This window comes from Pseudogemmobacter blasticus, from assembly GCF_003071405.1.
GTDB lineage: Bacteria > Pseudomonadota > Alphaproteobacteria > Rhodobacterales > Rhodobacteraceae > Pseudogemmobacter > Pseudogemmobacter blasticus.
Genome location: NZ_CP020470.1, coordinates 2,342,104 through 2,359,711 on the forward strand (window position 1 = coordinate 2,342,104; position 17,608 = coordinate 2,359,711).

General features: G+C 67.2%; 8 protein-coding genes and 1 pseudogene. 7 read left to right on the plus strand and 2 right to left on the minus strand.

What is annotated here, in order from left to right:
* The first annotated feature begins 60 nt into the window (after positions 1-60).
* The gene (locus tag B6K69_RS11430; protein ID WP_108643868.1) at positions 61-5,514 is read left to right on the plus strand and encodes an alpha-2-macroglobulin family protein; all 5,454 of its coding nucleotides are present in this window, start codon (positions 61-63) and stop codon (positions 5,512-5,514) included.
* Positions 5,511-7,552, plus strand: a pseudogene (gene pbpC, locus B6K69_RS11435) (penicillin-binding protein 1C). The gene B6K69_RS11430 and the pseudogene pbpC overlap by 4 nt, the downstream one beginning before the upstream one ends.
* A gap of 82 nt (positions 7,553-7,634) precedes the next feature.
* On the opposite strand, the gene bktB reads toward pbpC, so the two are convergent.
* Positions 7,635-8,804 (minus strand): beta-ketothiolase BktB, encoded by a 1,170-nt coding sequence (bktB, locus tag B6K69_RS11440; RefSeq protein WP_108643869.1) that lies wholly within the window; start codon positions 8,802-8,804, stop codon positions 7,635-7,637.
* 170 nt (positions 8,805-8,974) lie between these two features.
* Between bktB and B6K69_RS11445 the strand changes: the two genes are divergently transcribed.
* Together B6K69_RS11445 and B6K69_RS11450 are read left to right on the plus strand one after the other, a co-directional pair.
* A complete protein-coding gene (locus tag B6K69_RS11445; protein ID WP_108643870.1) occupies positions 8,975-10,075 on the plus strand; it encodes an MFS transporter in 1,101 nt (366 codons plus the stop codon).
* Positions 10,076-10,155: 80 nt separating this feature from the next.
* The gene (locus B6K69_RS11450) at positions 10,156-10,362 is read left to right on the plus strand and encodes a hypothetical protein (protein ID WP_108643871.1); all 207 of its coding nucleotides are present in this window, start codon (positions 10,156-10,158) and stop codon (positions 10,360-10,362) included.
* Between the two features lie 67 nt (positions 10,363-10,429).
* On the opposite strand, the gene B6K69_RS11455 is transcribed toward B6K69_RS11450, so the two are convergent.
* The gene (locus B6K69_RS11455; protein WP_108643872.1) at positions 10,430-11,659 is read right to left on the minus strand and encodes a UbiH/UbiF/VisC/COQ6 family ubiquinone biosynthesis hydroxylase; all 1,230 of its coding nucleotides are present in this window, start codon (positions 11,657-11,659) and stop codon (positions 10,430-10,432) included.
* An 83-nt stretch (positions 11,660-11,742) separates the two neighbouring features.
* Here B6K69_RS11455 and B6K69_RS11460 point away from each other — a divergent pair, with 83 nt between their 5' ends.
* The 3 genes from B6K69_RS11460 to B6K69_RS11470 all read left to right on the plus strand — a co-directional run bounded on the left by B6K69_RS11460 (position 11,743) and on the right by B6K69_RS11470 (position 17,589).
* Complete coding sequence (locus B6K69_RS11460; RefSeq protein WP_108643873.1) at positions 11,743-13,074, plus strand: amidase; 1,332 nt, start codon at positions 11,743-11,745, stop codon at positions 13,072-13,074.
* 140 nt (positions 13,075-13,214) lie between these two features.
* Positions 13,215-14,393, plus strand: a complete 1,179-nt coding sequence (locus B6K69_RS11465) for an aminotransferase class I/II-fold pyridoxal phosphate-dependent enzyme (protein ID WP_108643874.1) — start codon at positions 13,215-13,217, stop codon at positions 14,391-14,393.
* Positions 14,394-14,406: 13 nt separating this feature from the next.
* The gene (locus B6K69_RS11470; protein ID WP_108643875.1) at positions 14,407-17,589 is read left to right on the plus strand and encodes a DNA translocase FtsK; all 3,183 of its coding nucleotides are present in this window, start codon (positions 14,407-14,409) and stop codon (positions 17,587-17,589) included.
* Positions 17,590-17,608: the final 19 nt, after the last annotated feature.

Below are 17,608 nucleotides of genomic sequence, written 5' to 3' on the forward strand. Positions count from 1 at the left end.
CTGCTTGCCGCTTGCCGGGGGGCATGGCACTCTCACCGTCATGTGACAGGAGGGTTTTTCATGCGCGTTTTCGCCAGAGCTGCCGTGGTGGCACTTTTGCTTGGTGTCCCGTCTCTGGCGATGGGTGAGGATCTGATCCCCGAACGGCGGGCGATCGTCACGCAGGATGCCGACCTTCCGGGTGGCGACATTTCCTCGATTTTCGACACCTCGCACGAGGCTTGCGAACGTGCCTGTCTGACCAACACGCGCTGCGAGGCCTATACGTTCAACACCCGCAACGGCAGTTGTTTCCTGAAGGCTGGCGCGGGGGAACCGCAGTTCTTCCAGGGTGCCTTTTCGGCCATCATGGTGGCGGGTGATCCCGCCGTGGCCGCCCGTGCCGCCGACCGCCGCGATGAGTTGAAGCCGTGGATGCCTGATTGGGACGTGCAGTCAGCGTATGACATGGCGCTTACGCTTGGGCGTACCCACACCACCGGCCCGTGGAGCGCGGACGAACACATGGAAGCGGCGGCGAACGCCGAAAGCTCGGGCGATTGGGTGATGGCGACCGCCTATACGGGGGCTGCCCTCAGCCGCGATGATTCGGCAGAGATCTGGCTGGAATATGCCCGCCGCGCCTATCAGGCATCGAACCAAAGCAACAACGATCAGAACTGGTATCGCAACCGCGCCTATCAGGCGTCGATCAACGCCTATCTGCGGGCCGAAAACCCCGCCCTGCGCCATTCCATTCTGGTGCAGATGGGCGCTGTGCTTGAATCGCTTGGCCGTGGCCGCGACACCGTGCAGGCGCTGCGTCTGGCGCAATCGCTGCAAAGCCGGGATGACACGGCCGCGCTTCTGGATGATGCGATCGGCAAATACGGCTTCCGCATCAGCGACAACACGGTTGAGGCCGATCTTGCCCGCCCGCGCATCTGCGCCACCTTTACCGAAGAACTGGTGCCGTCGGGCGTGGACTATGCCAATTACGTCAAGCTGCCCGAGGCGGGAATGGCGGTTGAGGCCGGCGGCTATCGCCAGCTTTGCGTGACCGGCGTCAGCCACGGCAGCCGCTATACCGTGACCTTCCGCGAAGGGCTACCGGCCAAGGACGGCCAGGTTCTGGCCAAGGACGTGGACCTGACGATGTATGTCCGCGACCGCAACCCCGGCGTCAGCTTCCCCGGGCGCGGCTATGTGCTGCCCAAATCGGACAATGCCGCCCTGCCGGTGCAGACGGTGAACACCACCAAGCTGGACCTGACGCTGTATCAGGTGACAGACCGCAACATGCTGCGCGCCATTCAGGACAGCTACTTCGGCTGGCCGATGCAGGAATACACCGAGAGTTACTTTGCCGAGACGGTGGGGGAATCGATCTGGACCGGCACCGCCACCGTCGCGCAAGAGGTGAACAAGGATGTCACCACCCGCCTGCCGCTGGCCGAGGCGCTGAAGGACCGCCCCGCCGGGATTTACGCGCTCAAGGCCGCGGTGCCGGGGGTTGACCCTTACACCGTTGCGCCGGGCTGGCAGTGGTTCGTTGTTTCCGACCTTGGGCTGACCACGCTGTCCGGCGTTGATGGCCTGCATGTCTTTGTCCGCAGCCTGGGCACCGCCGCCGCCAAGCCGGGCGTGTCTGTCCAACTGCTGAATCGCGCCAATGCCGTGCTGGGCACCGCCACCACCGATGACCAGGGCTATGCCCGCTTCGATGCCGGGCTGACCCGTGGCACCGGCGGCGCGGCGCCCGCGCTGATCGTGGTGAAGGATGGCGAGTCGGACATTGCCTTCCTGTCGCTGACCGACCCCGAGTTTGACCTGTCCGACCGGGGCGTCGAAGGCCGCGAACCTGCGCCGCCGGTCGATGTGTTCCTGACCACCGACCGCGGGGCCTATCGCGCCGGCGAAACCGTCTATGCCACCGCGCTGGCCCGCGACCCGCAGGCCACAGCCGTGGAAGGGCTGCCGCTGACCGCCATTCTGATGCGCCCCGACGGCGTGGAATATTCGCGCCAACTGGTGCAGGATTCCGGGGCCGGCGGCCATGTGTTCCAGATGCCCATTGCCGGCAGCGCCCCGCGCGGTGTCTGGCGGCTTGAGGTGCGGGCGGATCTTGACGCCGCGCCGCTGACCAGCCGCACCTTCCTGGTGGAAGACTTCCTTCCCGAGCGGATCGACTTTACCCTGTCGCTGGGGGACACGCCGCTTGCCTTTGGCGATACGCCCGGCGAACTGGTTGTCGATGCGCGGTATCTTTTCGGCGCTCCGGGGGCCGACCTTGCCATTGAAGGCGAAGTCCTGCTTCGCGCCGCCAAGGGGCTGGAAGCCTTCCCCGGCTATGTCTTCGGCCGCTACGACGAACCCTTCAACGCGACGATGCAGTCGCTTGAAAACGGCACCACGCTGGAAGACGGCAAGGGATATGTCGATGTGGCCCTGCCGCAGATGGCCGACCCCGGCCTTCCGCTTGAGGCGGTGGTGACCGTCCGCGTTGCCGAAGGTTCGGGTCGGCCGGTGGAACGGCAGGTGACCAAGCCGGTCACCCCGATTTCTGCCATGATCGGCGTCAAGCCGCTGTTCGATGGCGTGGCCGGCGAAGGCACCAACGCGACCTTTGAACTGATCGGTGTCGGCACTGATCTGAAGCCCGCGCCGATGCCGGTGAAATGGACCATCACCCGGATCGAGACCGACTATCAGTGGTATCAATCCTACGGCAACTGGAACTGGGAGCCGGTGACCTATCGCACCCCGGTTGCCGAAGGCGAGGCTACCCTGGGCGATGCGCCCGTTCAGGTGGCCGCCCCGGTGACCTGGGGCGAATACGAGATCAAGGTCGAACGGACCGACGGCACCATCGCGGAAACGTCCACCACCTTCTGGGCCGGCTGGTATGCGCCCGCCGACACCTCGGCCACGCCCGACACGTTGGAACTGTCGCTGGACAAGCCCGCCTACAAGGCCGGTGACACCGCGACGCTGCGCATCGTGCCCCGCGCCGCCGGAACCGCGCTGGTGACGGTGCTGTCGAACCGCCTGGTCACCATGAAGGCGGTCGAGGTCAGCGAAGGGGAAAACCTGATCGAACTGCCCGTCACCGCGGACTGGGGCGCCGGCGTCTATGTCACCGCCTCGGTCCTGCGGCCGATGGATGTGGCTGCCGGCCGCAACCCGGCCCGCGCGCTTGGCCTGTCTTATGCCAGCATTGACCCGGGCACCCACGCGTTGACCGCCAGCATCGAAACCGCCGCCGAGGCCGCGCCGCGCGGCCCGATGGAAGTGGCGGTCAAGGTGGACGGCATCACCGAAGGCGAAACCGCCTATGTCACCATTGCTGCCGTCGATCAGGGCATCCTGAACCTGACCGGCTTCAAGGCCCCCGATCCGCAGGGCCATTTCTTCGGCCAGCGCAAGCTGGGCGTGGGTATCCGTGATGTCTATGGCCGTCTGATCGACGGGCTGAACGGCGCGGAAGGGCAGGTCCGGTCCGGCGGTGATGCCGGCGCGCAGGCCCGCCTGCAAGCCCCCCCTCCGACAGAGGAACTGGTGGCCTATTTCACCGGCCCGGTGCAGGTGGGGGCTGATGGCTATGCCCGCGCAAGCTTTGACCTGCCTTCGTTCAACGGCACGGTGAAGGTGATGGCCGTGGCCTGGTCGAAGACCGGCGTGGGGCAGGCCAGCGCCGATGTGCTGGTGCGCGATCCGGTGGTTGTTACCGCCTCGATCCCGCGCTTCATGTCGCCCGGCGATGAAAGCCGCGTCCTTCTGGAAATTGTCCATGCCACCGGCCCTGCCGGCAAGATGGCGCTGGCCGTGGCGGGCAATGGCGTGACGCTGGGCACCGCCCCGGCCGAGGTGACCCTTGCCGAAAAGGGCAAGCAGGTGGTTGAGGTGCCGCTGACCGCCGTCAGCGCCGGCATCCATACCATCGACGTGACGCTGACCACGCCCGACGGCAAGGTTCTGAAAAAGACCCTGACGCTGCCGGTTCAGGTGAATGACCCGGAGATTGCCAAGATCAGCCGGCTTGACCTGAAGAAGGGCCAGTCGATGACCTTCGATCAGGCCGTGTTCACCGGCCTTGTTCCGGGTTCGGGCAAATCGGTCATGGCGATCGGCCCCATCGCGCGGCTGAACGCGCCGGGGCTTCTGGCCGGTCTTGACCGCTATCCCTATGGCTGCACCGAGCAGATGACTTCGAAGGCGATGCCGCTGCTGTATTTCGACGAAATCGCCCGCGTGATGAATCTGAAAGGGGCTGACAACATCCAGACCCGGATTGACCAGGCGGTGGCCGAAATCCTGTCGAACCAGGGGGCGGAAGGGGCCTTCGGCCTTTGGGCGCCGGGGTCGGGGGACATGTGGCTTGATGCCTATGTGACCGACTTCCTCAGCCGGGCGCGGGCACAGGGTTATGCGGTGCCGGATCTGGCCTTCAAGAACGCCCTGGCCAACCTGCGCAATCAGGTGAACTCGGCGCCCGATTTCGACGGCTCCACCAATGGCGGGGGTGAGGCGCTGGCCTATGCGCTGATGGTGCTGGCCCGCGAAGGGGCCGCGGCGATTGGCGATCTGCGCTACTATGCCGATGTGAAGGGCGACGATTTCGCCAGCGCATTGGCACAGGCGCAGATCGGTGCGGCACTGGCGTCCTATGGCGACCAGACCCGCGCCGACGCCATGTTCCGCAAGGCTGCCGCGCGGGTGCCCGCGCTGTTTGACGGCGACGCCAGGCAGGTCTGGCGGGCCGACTATGGCACCGGCTACCGCGACGCCGCCGCCCTGCTGACGCTGGCCGTCGAGGCCGGGTCCGAGGCGATGGACCGCGAGGCGCTGGTGGCCCGGCTGGCCACCGCCAACGGCAACCTTTCGACGCAAGAGGCGACCTGGGCGCTGATGGCGACGAACGCGCTGATCGACCGGCCCGGCACGGATGGCATCAAGATCGACGGGCAGGCCCCGACCGGGCCGCTGGTCAAGGTGCTGACCGATGGTCAGGCCCCGGTCACCGTCAGTAATGAAGGCGCGGATACCTACCTGACCATCACCACCTATGGCGTGCCTTCCGAACCGGAGCCCGCCGGTGGCAAGGGCTATGCCATCAACCGTGACTATTACACGATGGAGGGCGAGCCGGTTTCGCTGGAAGGTGTCAAGGTTGGCGACCGGCTGGTCGTGGTTGTGACGGTCAAGCCCTTCGAATATTCCGAAGGGCGCCTGATGGTGGCCGATCCGCTGCCCGCCGGGTTCGAGATCGACAACCCCAACATCATGGCCAGCGGTTCGACCTCGGCGCTTGGCTGGCTGGATACGCTGGATCAGGTGACCCATGCCGAATTCCGGCAGGACCGCTTCCTTGCGCAGGTGGACTGGTCGTCCGACCAGCCGTTCAAGCTGTCCTACATCGTCCGCGCCGTCAGCCCCGGAACCTTCCACCACCCGGCGGCCTCGGTCGAGGATATGTATCGCCCCGACTTCCGCGCCCGCAGCGATGTGGGAACGGTGACCATCGCCGGCAAATGATGCGGGCGCGCGGCTTTCTCGCGGCGGCGGCAGGCCTTTGGCTTGCCGCCCTTGGGCATGACAGGTTCGATGCCTGGGTCGATGCCACCGTGCTGCCGCCGCTGACGATTGAAACCAGCGCCGAGGTGCTGGACCGTAACGGCCATCTGCTGCGGGCCTATACCGTGGCGGATGGAAGGTGGCGGCTGGCCGTCGGTCTGGATGAAGTCGATGCCGGCTACATCGACATGCTGCTGAATTTTGAAGACCGCCGGTTCCGCGACCATGACGGCGTGGATCTGCGCGCGATGGCCCGCGCCCTGGCGCAGGCAGCCTGGAACGGGCGTGTCGTTTCGGGCGGGTCCACGCTGACCATGCAGGTCGCGCGCCTGCTGGAAGAAGGCACCACCGGCCAGGTCTCGGGCAAGCTGCGGCAGATGCGGGTGGCGCTGGCGCTGGAACGCCGGCTGTCCAAGGATGAAATCCTGTCGCTCTATCTGCTGCTTGCCCCGTTCGGCGGCAATCTGGAAGGGGTGCGCGCCGCCTCGATTTCCTATTTCGGCAAGGAACCGGCCCGGCTGACCCCGGCCGAGGCAGCGCTTCTGGTGGCCATTCCGCAATCCCCGGAAAGCCGCCGCCCCGACCGCGCCGCCGACCGTGCCGAAGCCGCGCGTGACCGGGTGCTGGCCCGCGCCGTGGCCTTCCACCTGATCGACGAGGAAGAGGCCACCGCCGCCCTGACCGAGCGGGTTCCCGGCCTGCGCCAGCCCTTCCCGGCCCATGCCCCGCATCTGGCCGACCGCGCCCGCGCCGAAGACCCGGCCGCCCGCGAACAGCGCCTGACGCTGGACCTGTCCTTGCAGAAGAAGATCGAGGCGCTGGCGGCCGAGGCTGTGGAAGGGCGTGGCGAACAGTTGCAGGTCGCCATCGTGGTGGCCGACCACGCATCGGGCGAAATCCTTGCCTCGGTCGGCTCTGCCGCCTTTGCCGCCGATGCGCGGCAGGGCTTTGTTGACATGACGACTGCGCTGCGCAGCCCCGGATCGACGTTGAAGCCGCTGGTCTATGGGCTGGCCTTTGACGAAGGTCTTGCCCATCCCGAAACCCTTCTGGACGACCGCCCGATGACCTTTGGCGGCTATGCGCCGCAGAATTTCGACAAGCTGTTCCGTGGCGAAATCCGCGCGCGAGAGGCGTTGCAGAAATCGCTGAACCTGCCGGTGGTGGCGCTGACCGATGCGCTGGGGCCGGCCAAGCTGTTGTCGGCCATGGGCAAGGCCGGGATGCACTATCGCGTGCCGGGCAACCAGCCGGGGCTTGCGGTGGCGCTTGGCGGGGTGGGCGTCACCCTGACCGACATGGTTCAGCTTTACGCCGCCATCGCCCGTGGCGGCGTGGCCCTGCCCCTGGGCTGGCGGATGGAGGGCGAGCGCCCCGAAGGCCAGCGCGTGATTTCCGCCGTGGCCGCCTGGCAGGTGGGTGACATCCTGGCGGGCCTTGCGCCGCCGCCCGGCGCACCGTCAAACCGGCTCGCCTACAAGACCGGCACCAGCTATGGCCACCGCGATGCCTGGGCCATTGGCTTTGACGGCCGCCATGTCATTGGCGTCTGGATGGGCCGGGCCGATGGCACCCCGGTTCCCGGCGTTTTCGGCGCCGATCTGGCGGCGCCGGTGCTGTTCCAGGCCTTCAACCGGCTGAAGCGCACGCTGGACCCCCAGCCCCCCCGCCGGCGGCCACGCTGCTGGTCTCGAACGCCCAGCTTCCGCCGCCGCTGCAACGCTTCCGCCCACGCAACGCCGTGTTTGCCGCCGCCCCGGATGCGCCCGCCGTTGCCTTCCCCCCTGACGGGGCCGAGGTGGAACTGCTGGACGCCGGCCTGAAGGTGCGCGTTTCCGGCGGCACCGCGCCCTTTACCTGGATGGTGGACGGCACCCCCGTTACCACCGGCGCCCGTGACCGCGAGGCGATGCTGGCCCTGCCGGGTAAGGGCTTCGTCACCCTCTCGGTGATCGACGCCGCCGGCCGCTCTGCCCGCGCACAGGTGCGGGTCTGGTAGCGGACGGTTAGCGCCCTTTGGGAAGCCGGTGCGAGCGAGGCAGCTTTCCGCCAGCCCGTCGGGGCCGGCGGGCCGGGTTGGTTCAGACCCGCTCGATCGCCAGGGCGATGCCCTGACCACCGCCGATGCACATGGTGATCAGCGCGGTCTTGCCGCCGGTCCGCTCCAGCTCATACAGCGCCTTCGTCACTAGGATCGCCCCGGTTCCGCCCACGGGATGCCCCAGCGCGATGGCGCCGCCGTTGGGGTTCACCTTGGCCGGGTCCAGGTCCAGCGCGCGGCTGACGGCCAGCGCCTGCGCGGCGAAGGCTTCGTTCGATTCCACCACGTCAAAACTTTGCGGGCTGACGCCCAGCTTGGCGCAAAGCGCCCGCACCGCCGGAATCGGGCCAATGCCCATGACCTTGGGGTCAACCCCCGCCACCGCATAGCCCATGACCCGTGCCCGCGGCACCAGCCCGCCCAGGGCAGAGGCCCGCGCCAGCACCACCGCCGCCGCCCCGTCGTTCAGCCCGCTCGCATTGCCCGCCGTGACCGAGCCATCCTTCTGGAACGCCGGCTTCAGCCCGGCCAGCGCCTCAAGCGAGGTGGCCTTGGGGTGTTCGTCCACGGCAAAGGTCACCGGGCCCTTGCGGCTGGCAATCTCGACCGGCGCGATCTGGTCAACGAACCGGCCCTCGGCGATGGCCCGCGCCGCGCGGATCTGGCTTTCCATCGCGAAGGCATCCTGATCGGCGCGGGAAATGCCGTCCTGCGCCGCCACGTTTTCCGCCGTCACCCCCATATGCCCGGTGCCGAAGGGGCAGGTCAGCGCGCCGGTCATCATGTCGAGGGCTTTGGTGTCGCCCATCTTCTGCCCCCACCGCGCAGCCTGCAGCGCATAGGGCGACCGGCTCATGCATTCGGCCCCGCCGGCCAGCGCGAAATCGGCATCGCCCAGCATCAGCGCCTGCGTAGCCGAGACAATCGCCTGCGCCCCCGATCCGCACAGCCGGTTGACGTTCATCGCCGGGGTCGTTTCGGGCACGCCCGCGTTCATGGCCGCCACACGGCTCAGATACATGTCGCGCGGTTCGGTGTTGATCACATGGCCGAAGACCACGGTGCCGATCTGCCCGCCTTCGACGCCTGCCCGCGCGATGGCCGCCTTGGCGGCATGGGTGGCAATGTCGATCGGTGGCAGCGCGGCCAGCGATCCCCCGAAGGTGCCAATGGCGGTGCGGGCGGCGGAAAGGATGAAGACATCGGTCATGACAGGGCCCCGGCTCAAGGAAACAGGAAGGAACGGTTCTCTTGTGCACCCTAGCGGGGTTCGGGCCAAGGGGCAGCATGACGTCACGTCCTGAACGCACCGTCGCCGCCCGTTGACAGTGCCGCGACGACGGGCGACAGGATGCGTCTGATCCTACAGGAGCGGCCTGCGTGCGCGACCTCATCAAGGCCAACGCGGGCCTTCTTTTTGCCGGTGTCGCGACCTTTGTCGCCATGGGGATCGGCCAGTCGATCTATGGCCCGGCATTGCCCGCCTTTACCCGCGCCTTTGGCGTGACGCTGGCCGAGGCGGGGCTGGTCCTGTCGGCGCATTGGGTGGGCTGTTTCGTTGGCGTCGCCATCATGTTTGCGGTGGGGCGCGGTGTCACCCCCCGCCACGCGCTGGCGCTGATGACGCTGGGTTCGGCCGGCATCGCCACCATGGCGGGCTGGTGGATGGTGCTGGCTTCGGCGCTTGTGTTCGGGGCCGGTTACGGCATGGCGACCTCGGTGCTGAACCCGCGGGTTCTGGTGGCCTTTGGTGCCCGTGGCCCGTCGATGCTCAGTTTCCTGAACGCCACCTTCGGCATTGGCGCCATCGCGGCGCCGCTGGTCTTCGTGGCGCTTGGCAGCGATCCGCAGCTTGGCTTCGGCATCACCGCCGCCTTCTGCGCCGCCACCTGGGCCGGTGCGGGCCGCACGGGCGTTGCGGCGGCCACCGCCACCATTGGCACGCGGCCATTCCGGCCGCATCTGCCGATCCTGGCCTTCGGTGCCGTCGCCATCGGGCTTGAGGCCTGCCTTGGCGGGCTTGGCCCCACCGCCCTGATCGCGGCCGGTCTTTCCGAAGCATCGGCGGCCCGGCATCTTTCGGCCTTCTTCGTGGTGTTCCTGATTGCGCGTCTGGTGCTGACCTTCACGGCGCATCGCATCCCGTCATTCGGGCTTTACACCGCGGCGATGCTGATGGCGCTGGTCTGCGCACTTGGCGCGGTGCTGGTCAGCCCCGCGGTGTTCTTCGTGGCGGCGGGGGCGCCGGCCGGGCTGTTCTTCCCTGGCTTCTATGTCACCGCCAGCCGCAAGATGGGCGATGACCCGCGCGTTCCGCCCACCATCATTGCCGCCGGGCTGGTGGGAGGCATCTTCTCGCCCCTGGCCATTGCCCCCGCCATGGGGGCCCTTGGCCCGCTGGGGTTCTTCTGGATCATGCTGGGCCTGACCGCCCTGACCAGCCTGCTTGCGTTGCTGTCGCTGCGGTCAATGGCGCGTTAGGGCGGCGCCGGCAGGCGGTCGGGGCTTTGCGTCGCCTGGTTCCGCGCTATCTCTTGCCCCTGCAAAGGGCGGAGGCAGGGGTGTTCAAATACGGTCCGACACGAGGGGAACTGTGGTTCCGGCTGGTCGTCTCGGTTCTGGGGCTGGCCTTCCTTGGCGCCGCGATTTTCCTGCGCGGTCTGCCTGACGGCCCGGCGCTGGTTGAGGTGGTCGGTGTCGCGCTGGCGCTGTTCGGCGGCACGGCCATCTGGACGATCAAGCGCATGATCCGGCGTGAGCATCCTTAAAGGGGTCACGGAAGGCAGTCGCAACCCGCCGATTCCAGAAAGCGCCGCCTTGCCCGGTGGCCCGGCCCTACAGCTTCCGCCCGGTCAGCAGGCGGGGCAATTCGCCCTCAAGCCCGGCCGCCTGCCGGATGAAGCGCCGCCGCAGGGCGGGCAGGGCGTTCACCACGCCCATCCCCAGATCACGCCCCAGCCGCATCACCGGGTTGTCGTTCGAGAAGATCCGGTTCACCGCATCCATCCCCAGCGCCAGCGCCGTGGCATCGAACCGCCGCCACCGCTGGTATTCCCCCAGCGGCACCGCGCTGCCGATGTCTTCGCCCCGCCGGGCGGCGTTGACCACCACCTCGGCCAGTGCGCCCACGTCGCGCAGGCCCAGGTTCAGCCCTTGCCCGGCAATCGGATGCACGCCATGCGCCGCATCGCCCACCAGCGCGACGCGCTCTTCCACAAACCTTTCGGCCAGGGACAGCGACAGCGGATAGGTGAAGCGTTCCCCCGCCAGCGACAGATCGCCAAGGAAGCCGCCGAAGCGGGGCTTCAGCGCCTCAAGATACCCGGCGTCGTCCAGCGCCTGAATCTCGGTCGCCACGGCCTCGGTCTCGGACCAGACGATTGAGGAATGATGGCCGCCGGGCAGCGGCAGAATGGCCAGCGGCCCCGAGGGCATGAAATACTGATAGGCGGTGCCTTCATGCGGCTTTTCATGGTGCACAGCCGTCACCAGCGCGGTCTGGCCATAGCCCCAGCCCAGCCGGCGGATGCCCGCCCGTTCCGCCACGCCCGACCCGCGCCCGTCGCAGCCGACCAGCAGCCGCCCGGTCAGCGTTTTCCCCGAGGCGAGACGCACCGAAACCCCGGCCGCCGTCACTTCTTGCGCCTCGACCTTTTCGCCCGACAACAGGGTGATCCCGTCGGTCGTGCGCATGGCCTGCAGGAAGGCGGCGTACAGGAAGCGGTCCTCAAGCATATAGCCCATCGGGCCTTCTTCGATTTCGTCGGCATCGAAGGTCAGGAAGAACGGTGCCGGACCCTGGCCGGGGCGCCCGTCGCTGGTCTTGATCCTGAGGATCGGCTGCACCTGCGCCTCGACCGACCGCCAGACGCCGATGGCCTGCAACAGCCGCTTCGACGCGATGGCCAGCGCATAGGCCCGCCCGTCAAACCCGGCTTCGGCTCGATGGGGTGCCGGGCGGGCGTCAATCACCGCCACCGACAGCCCTGCCTGCGCCAGCGCCAAGGCCAGCGCGGGGCCGTTCAGCCCGCCGCCCACGATCAGAACATCAGCCTGCATTTCCATGTGCGTGACCTAGCACAAGTCGCGGGATTGTCCATGCGGCCCACAGCCGCTAGGGTCGCCGCAACATCGCGCAGGGGTGACGGATGAAGGGAACCTGGTTCCACATGTCGGCGGCCGATCTGGGCCGCGCTATCGGCGAGGGGCGGATCAACCCGGTTGAACTGACCGAGGCCTTCCTGGAGAAGATCGCCAATCACCCACTTGCCCCCCGCATCTATGCCCGTGCCACCGAAGTTCGTGCCCGGGGCGAGGCGATGGGGGCCGCGTCGCGCGCCAAGGCCGGCCTGCGCCGCGGCATCCTTGATGGGGTGCCGATTAGCTGGAAAGACCTGTTCGATACCGCCGGCGATGCGACCGAAGCCGGCAGCGCCCTGTTGCGCGGCCGCACCCCCGACCGCGATGCCGTGGTGCTGGAAATGGCCACCCATGCCGGTCTGGTCTGTCTGGGCAAGACCCATATGTCGGAACTGGCCTTCTCGGGCCTTGGCCTGAACCCCGTCACGGCCACGCCGCCCTGCCTGAACGATGATCGTGCCGTGGCGGGCGGGTCATCCTCGGGCGCGGCGACGTCTGTTGCCTTTGGTCTGGCCCCTGCGGCCATCGGGTCGGACACCGGCGGTTCGGTTCGTATTCCCGCCGCCTGGAATGATCTGGTCGGGTTGAAAACCACTTCGGGCCGGTTGTCGATCAGCGGCGTCGTGCCGTTGTGCGAACGCTTCGATACCGTGGGCCCGCTGGCCTATACCGTGGAAGACTGCGCCCTGCTGCTGGCCGCGATGGAAGGGCGCCGCCCGCCCGATCTGACCGGGGCCGATCTGGCCGGGGCCCGGCTGGCGGTGCTGGAGACCGTCGCGCTGGACAACCTGCGCGAACGCCCCGCCAACGGCTTTGATGATGCCTGCACCCGTCTGACCCGCGCGGGTGCCACCATCACCCGGATCAGGGCCCCCGAAGTGGCCGAGGCCATGGGGCTGACCGTCGCCCTGTTCACGGGCGAGGCCTATGGGATCTGGCGCGATACCATTGAAAAAGCGCCGGAAAAGATGTTCCCGCGGATTCTGGAACGCTTCCGCGCCGGTGCGGCTGTTTCGGCCCCCGATTATGTGGCGGCCTGGCGCCGGCTGATGGACCTGCGCCAGATCTGGCACGACCGCACCGCCGGTTTCGACGCGGTGATCCTGCCCACTTCGCCCATCCTGCCGCCGAATGCGGACCGGCTGATGACGGATCAGGATTATTACGTCACCGAGAACCTGTTGGCCCTGCGCAACACCCGGATCGGCAACCTCATGGGTCTGTGTGTTCTGACCCTGCCCACATCCGAGCCGTCCTGCGGCATTTCGCTGATGGCCGCGCCCATGGCGGAAGACCGCCTGTTGCGGCTGGGAACGGCGGCGGAACGCGCGCTGACCTGACAAGCCCCCGATCTTCCGACAAAAAAGCCACAATTTTCGCAACCAACCCCTAGGGATGGTTCGGAAAATCTGGACCGCCGCAAGTTCCGCCGTTATCCTGATCCTCAAACGGGGCGAAACGACCCCGACTTGAGGCAGCAATGGCGTTTCCAGAGCGGTTTTCGAACCTGCCTGACTATGCGTTTCCGCGGTTGCGGAAACTTCTCGATGCCCATGAGCCGGGCGGCGAACCCATTGCCATGACCATCGGTGAGCCGCGCCACCCGATGCCCGATTTCGTTGGCCGTATCCTGTCAGACAACCTGGCTGGCTTTGGCGTCTATCCGCCCAATGACGGCACGCCCGACTTGCTGGCCGCCATTTCCGGCTGGATCGCCCGCCGTTATGGCGTGCAGGTTGCGGAAAACCGGCTGATGGTGCTGAACGGCACCCGCGAAGGGCTGTTCAATGCCGCGCTGGCGCTGTGCCCGGAACAAAAGGCCGGTGGGCGCCCCGTGGTGCTGATGCCGAACCCGTTTTACCAGGTCTATGCGGTGGCCGCGCTGGCCGTGGGGGCTGAGCCGGTTTATGTGCCCGCAACCGCCGCAACGGGATTCCTGCCCGATTACGGCAGCCTGCCCGCGTCTGTGCTGGACCGCGTGGCCATCGCCTATATCTGTTCGCCCGCCAACCCGCAGGGTTCGGTGGCCAGTGCCGATTATCTGGCCGACCTGCTGGCGCTGGCCGAGAAGCACGATTTCCGCGTTTTCGCCGACGAGTGTTATTCCGAGATCTGGCGCGAGGCGCCGCCGCCCGGCCTGCTGGCCGTGGCACAGGCGCAGGGGGCAGACCCCGAGCGCGTGGCGGTGTTCCATTCGCTGTCGAAACGGTCAAACCTGCCGGGGCTGCGGTCGGGCTTTGTGGCGGCGGGCGCCGAAAGCATGGTTCGTCTTCGCCAGTTGCGCGCCTTTGCCGGTGCGCCGCTGCCCCTGCCGCTGCAAAAGGTGGCCGAGGCCTGCTGGCAGGATGAGGCGCATGTCTCCGCCAGCCGTGCGCTGTATCAGGACAAGTTCCGCGATGCCGCCAGGGTTTTCGCAGGCCATCAGGGCATCACGCTGCCCGAGGGCGGCTTCTTCCTGTGGCTTCCGGTGGAAGATGGCGAACAGGCCGCACTGAAATTGTGGCGCGAGACGGGGGTCCGGGTTCTGCCCGGCGCCTATCTTTCGCGCGATGTCGGGGGAAAGAACCCCGGTAGCGAGTATATCCGGGTCGCGCTTGTGGCCCCAAGGGAAGAAACGCAGCGCGGGCTGATCCAGCTTCGCGACTGCTTGTACGATTGAAGGGCAGGGCAGCATGGCATCCTATCAGGTAAGGCAGCGCGATCCGCTTCTGGACCAGAACACCCAGGCGATGCTTGAACGCCGCGGGCGCGAGCTGATTGGCGTCGCGCTGATCCTGGTTGCGGTGCTGTTCGTGGCCATCCTTGGCACCTATTCGCCCGAAGATCCCGGCTGGATGGTCGCAACCGAGGAACCCGCCCGCAACATGCTGGGGCGCTTCGGGGCGGCCATCGCTTCGACCATGGTCATCCTGATCGGGCGCGGGGCCTGGGCCATTCCGCTGATCCTGCTGGTCTGGGGCCTGCGCTTCATCCTGCACCGGGGCGGGGAGCGGGCGCTGGCGCGGATCGTCTTTGCGGTGATCGCCGTCGCGCTGGCCTCGACCTATGCGGCCACGCTGGCCGCGCCGTCCACCTGGGCCCATGCCTTCGGCCTGGGCGGGCTGTTCGGGGATACGGTTGCCGGTTCGCTGGTTGGCATCATTCCCGGCTCGGCCGGCTTTTCGCTCAAGGTGCTGTCGGTTCTGTCCTTCTTCGCGCTGATCGCGATGATGCTTTACGTCACCGGCTTTGACCGGGCCGAATTGCAGGGCATTGTCCGCGGGCTGATGCTGGGGTCGATCAATGCCTATTCCATGGCTGTCGCACTGGCCAATCGCGGGGCTGCGGGTGCGCTGGACAGCGCGCGTGACCTTGCCGAACGGCGCCGCGCCCGCGCCGCTGATGCCGCCTATGCCCGCGCCGAGGCCGCCGCCTATGCCCGGTCCGAGCCTGCTGCCTATGCCCCCGCCGAACCGCTGTCGGCGGGACTGGCCCGCCCGGCCGTTGTTCGGCGTGCGCCGCCGCCGGTTCTGGCCGAGGACAACGCCTATGCCCCCGAGCCGCTGTCGGCAGCCCCGGCATGGAACGCGCCGTCAATCCTGCGGGCAGAGCCGCGCCGCTTTGAAGCCCCGCCCGAACTGCCCAAGGAAAAGCTGGGGTTCCTGGCCCGTATGCGCCGTGTGGTTGACCCCGAGCCGGAGCTGATTGAACACACCCCGCCCGAACAGGCCTATGAAGCGGGCCTGCCGGCGGAAGACCGTATCAAGGCCCGCATCTCGGACGTGATCCGGTCGCGGGCGCGGCTGGTGCCGGGGTCAACCGCGGCCATGGCAGGCATGACGCCGGTGCAGGCCGCCGTTGCCGCCCGCCGGGCCGAGCCGCCGGTCATGCGCCCGCGCGGTCCGGTGCCGCTGGTGGCGGATACCCGCCCCCATACCCTGCCGCCCGAGCCGCGGCCCGAAGTGCGGCCCGAATTGCGGACCGAGCCCCGGTTTGAACCCCGCGCCGAGTTGCGCCCCGACGTGCGTGTCTCTGCGCCGAAGATCGAACCCTATGCCGATCATCTTCCGGCGGAGACGCTGGCAGCGATGGCGCCGATGCAAGCCGCCCCGATGGCCGCCCCGATGGCGGCACCCGCCCCGGTGGCCTATGACCCGACGCCCGAGATTGATGAGGATTGGCACCCCGAGGATGACATCGGGTTTGATCCCGAACCGGCCCCGGTCTCTTTCACCTCGACCCGCGCGCCCGGATTTGTTGCCGACCGCCGTGCCGTTGTGCAGGCCCCGGCCAAGCCGGTGCAACCCTCGTCCCGCGCTTTGGCCGAAGCGCAGCCCCGGCTGCGGTTCGAGGAACCCCCGCAGGTGGCCTATGAACTTCCGCCGCTGTCGCTGCTGGCCTCGGCCTTGTCTGTTGCCCGCAACCAGTTGTCCGACGAGGCGCTGGAAGAAAACGCCCGCATGTTGGAAAGCGTGCTGGATGACTATGGCGTCAAGGGTGAGATCGTCAGCGTCCGCCCCGGCCCCGTTGTCACCATGTATGAACTTGAACCGGCACCGGGTCTGAAGGCCAGTCGCGTGATTGGTCTGGCCGATGACATTGCGCGCAGCATGTCTGCGCTGTCGGCGCGCGTGTCCACCGTGCCGGGGCGCAGCGTGATCGGGATCGAACTGCCGAATGCACATCGCGAGAAGGTCTTCCTGAAAGAGCTTCTCTCGGCCCGCGAGTTTGGCGATTCCAACATGCGGTTGCCGCTGGCCCTGGGCAAGGACATCGGCGGCGACCCGATCATCGCCAACCTGGCCAAGATGCCCCACCTTCTGATCGCCGGGACCACGGGTTCGGGCAAGTCGGTGGCGATCAACACGATGATCCTGTCGCTGCTTTACAAGCTGACGCCCGAGGAATGTCGGCTGATCATGATCGACCCGAAGATGCTGGAACTGTCGGTCTATGACGGCATCCCGCACCTTCTGTCGCCCGTTGTGACCGACCCGAAGAAGGCGGTCGTCGCCCTGAAATGGGTGGTGGGCGAGATGGAGGAGCGTTACCGCAAGATGTCCAAGATGGGCGTGCGGAACATCGAGGGCTACAACGGCCGCGTGCGCGAGGCGCTGGCCAAGGGCGAGATGTTCAAGCGCACCATCCAGACCGGGTTCGACGACGAAACCGGCGATCCGGTGTTCGAGACCGAGGAATTTGCCCCGGTGGCGATTCCCTATATCGTGGTGATCGTGGATGAAATGGCCGACCTGATGATGGTTGCCGGCAAGGAAATCGAAGCCTGCATCCAGCGGCTGGCGCAGATGGCGCGGGCCAGCGGCATTCACCTGATCATGGCCACGCAGCGGCCTTCGGTGGACGTGATCACCGGCACCATCAAGGCCAACTTCCCCACCCGGATTTCCTTCCAGGTGACCAGCAAGATCGACAGCCGCACCATCCTGGGCGAACAGGGGGCGGAACAGCTTCTGGGGCAGGGCGACATGCTTTACATGGGCAATGGCGCGCGGATCACCCGTATCCATGGCCCCTTCGTCTCGGACGAAGAGGTTGAGGAAATCGTCAACCACCTCAAGAGCTTCGGTCCGCCGACCTATATGTCGGGCGTGGTCGAGGGCCCCGAGGATGACAAGGCAGACGACATCGACATGGTGTTGGGCCTGTCGTCCGGCGACGGTGGCGATGATGCGCTTTATGATCAGGCGGTGGCCATCGTGGCCAAGGATCGCAAGTGTTCCACGTCCTACATCCAGCGCAAGCTGGGCATCGGCTACAACAAGGCCGCGCGTCTGGTCGAGCAGATGGAGGAAGAGGGCGTCGTGACCTCGGCCAACCACGTTGGCAAGCGCGAGATCCTGATCCCGGAATCGTAAGGCTGGCACTGCGTTCGGG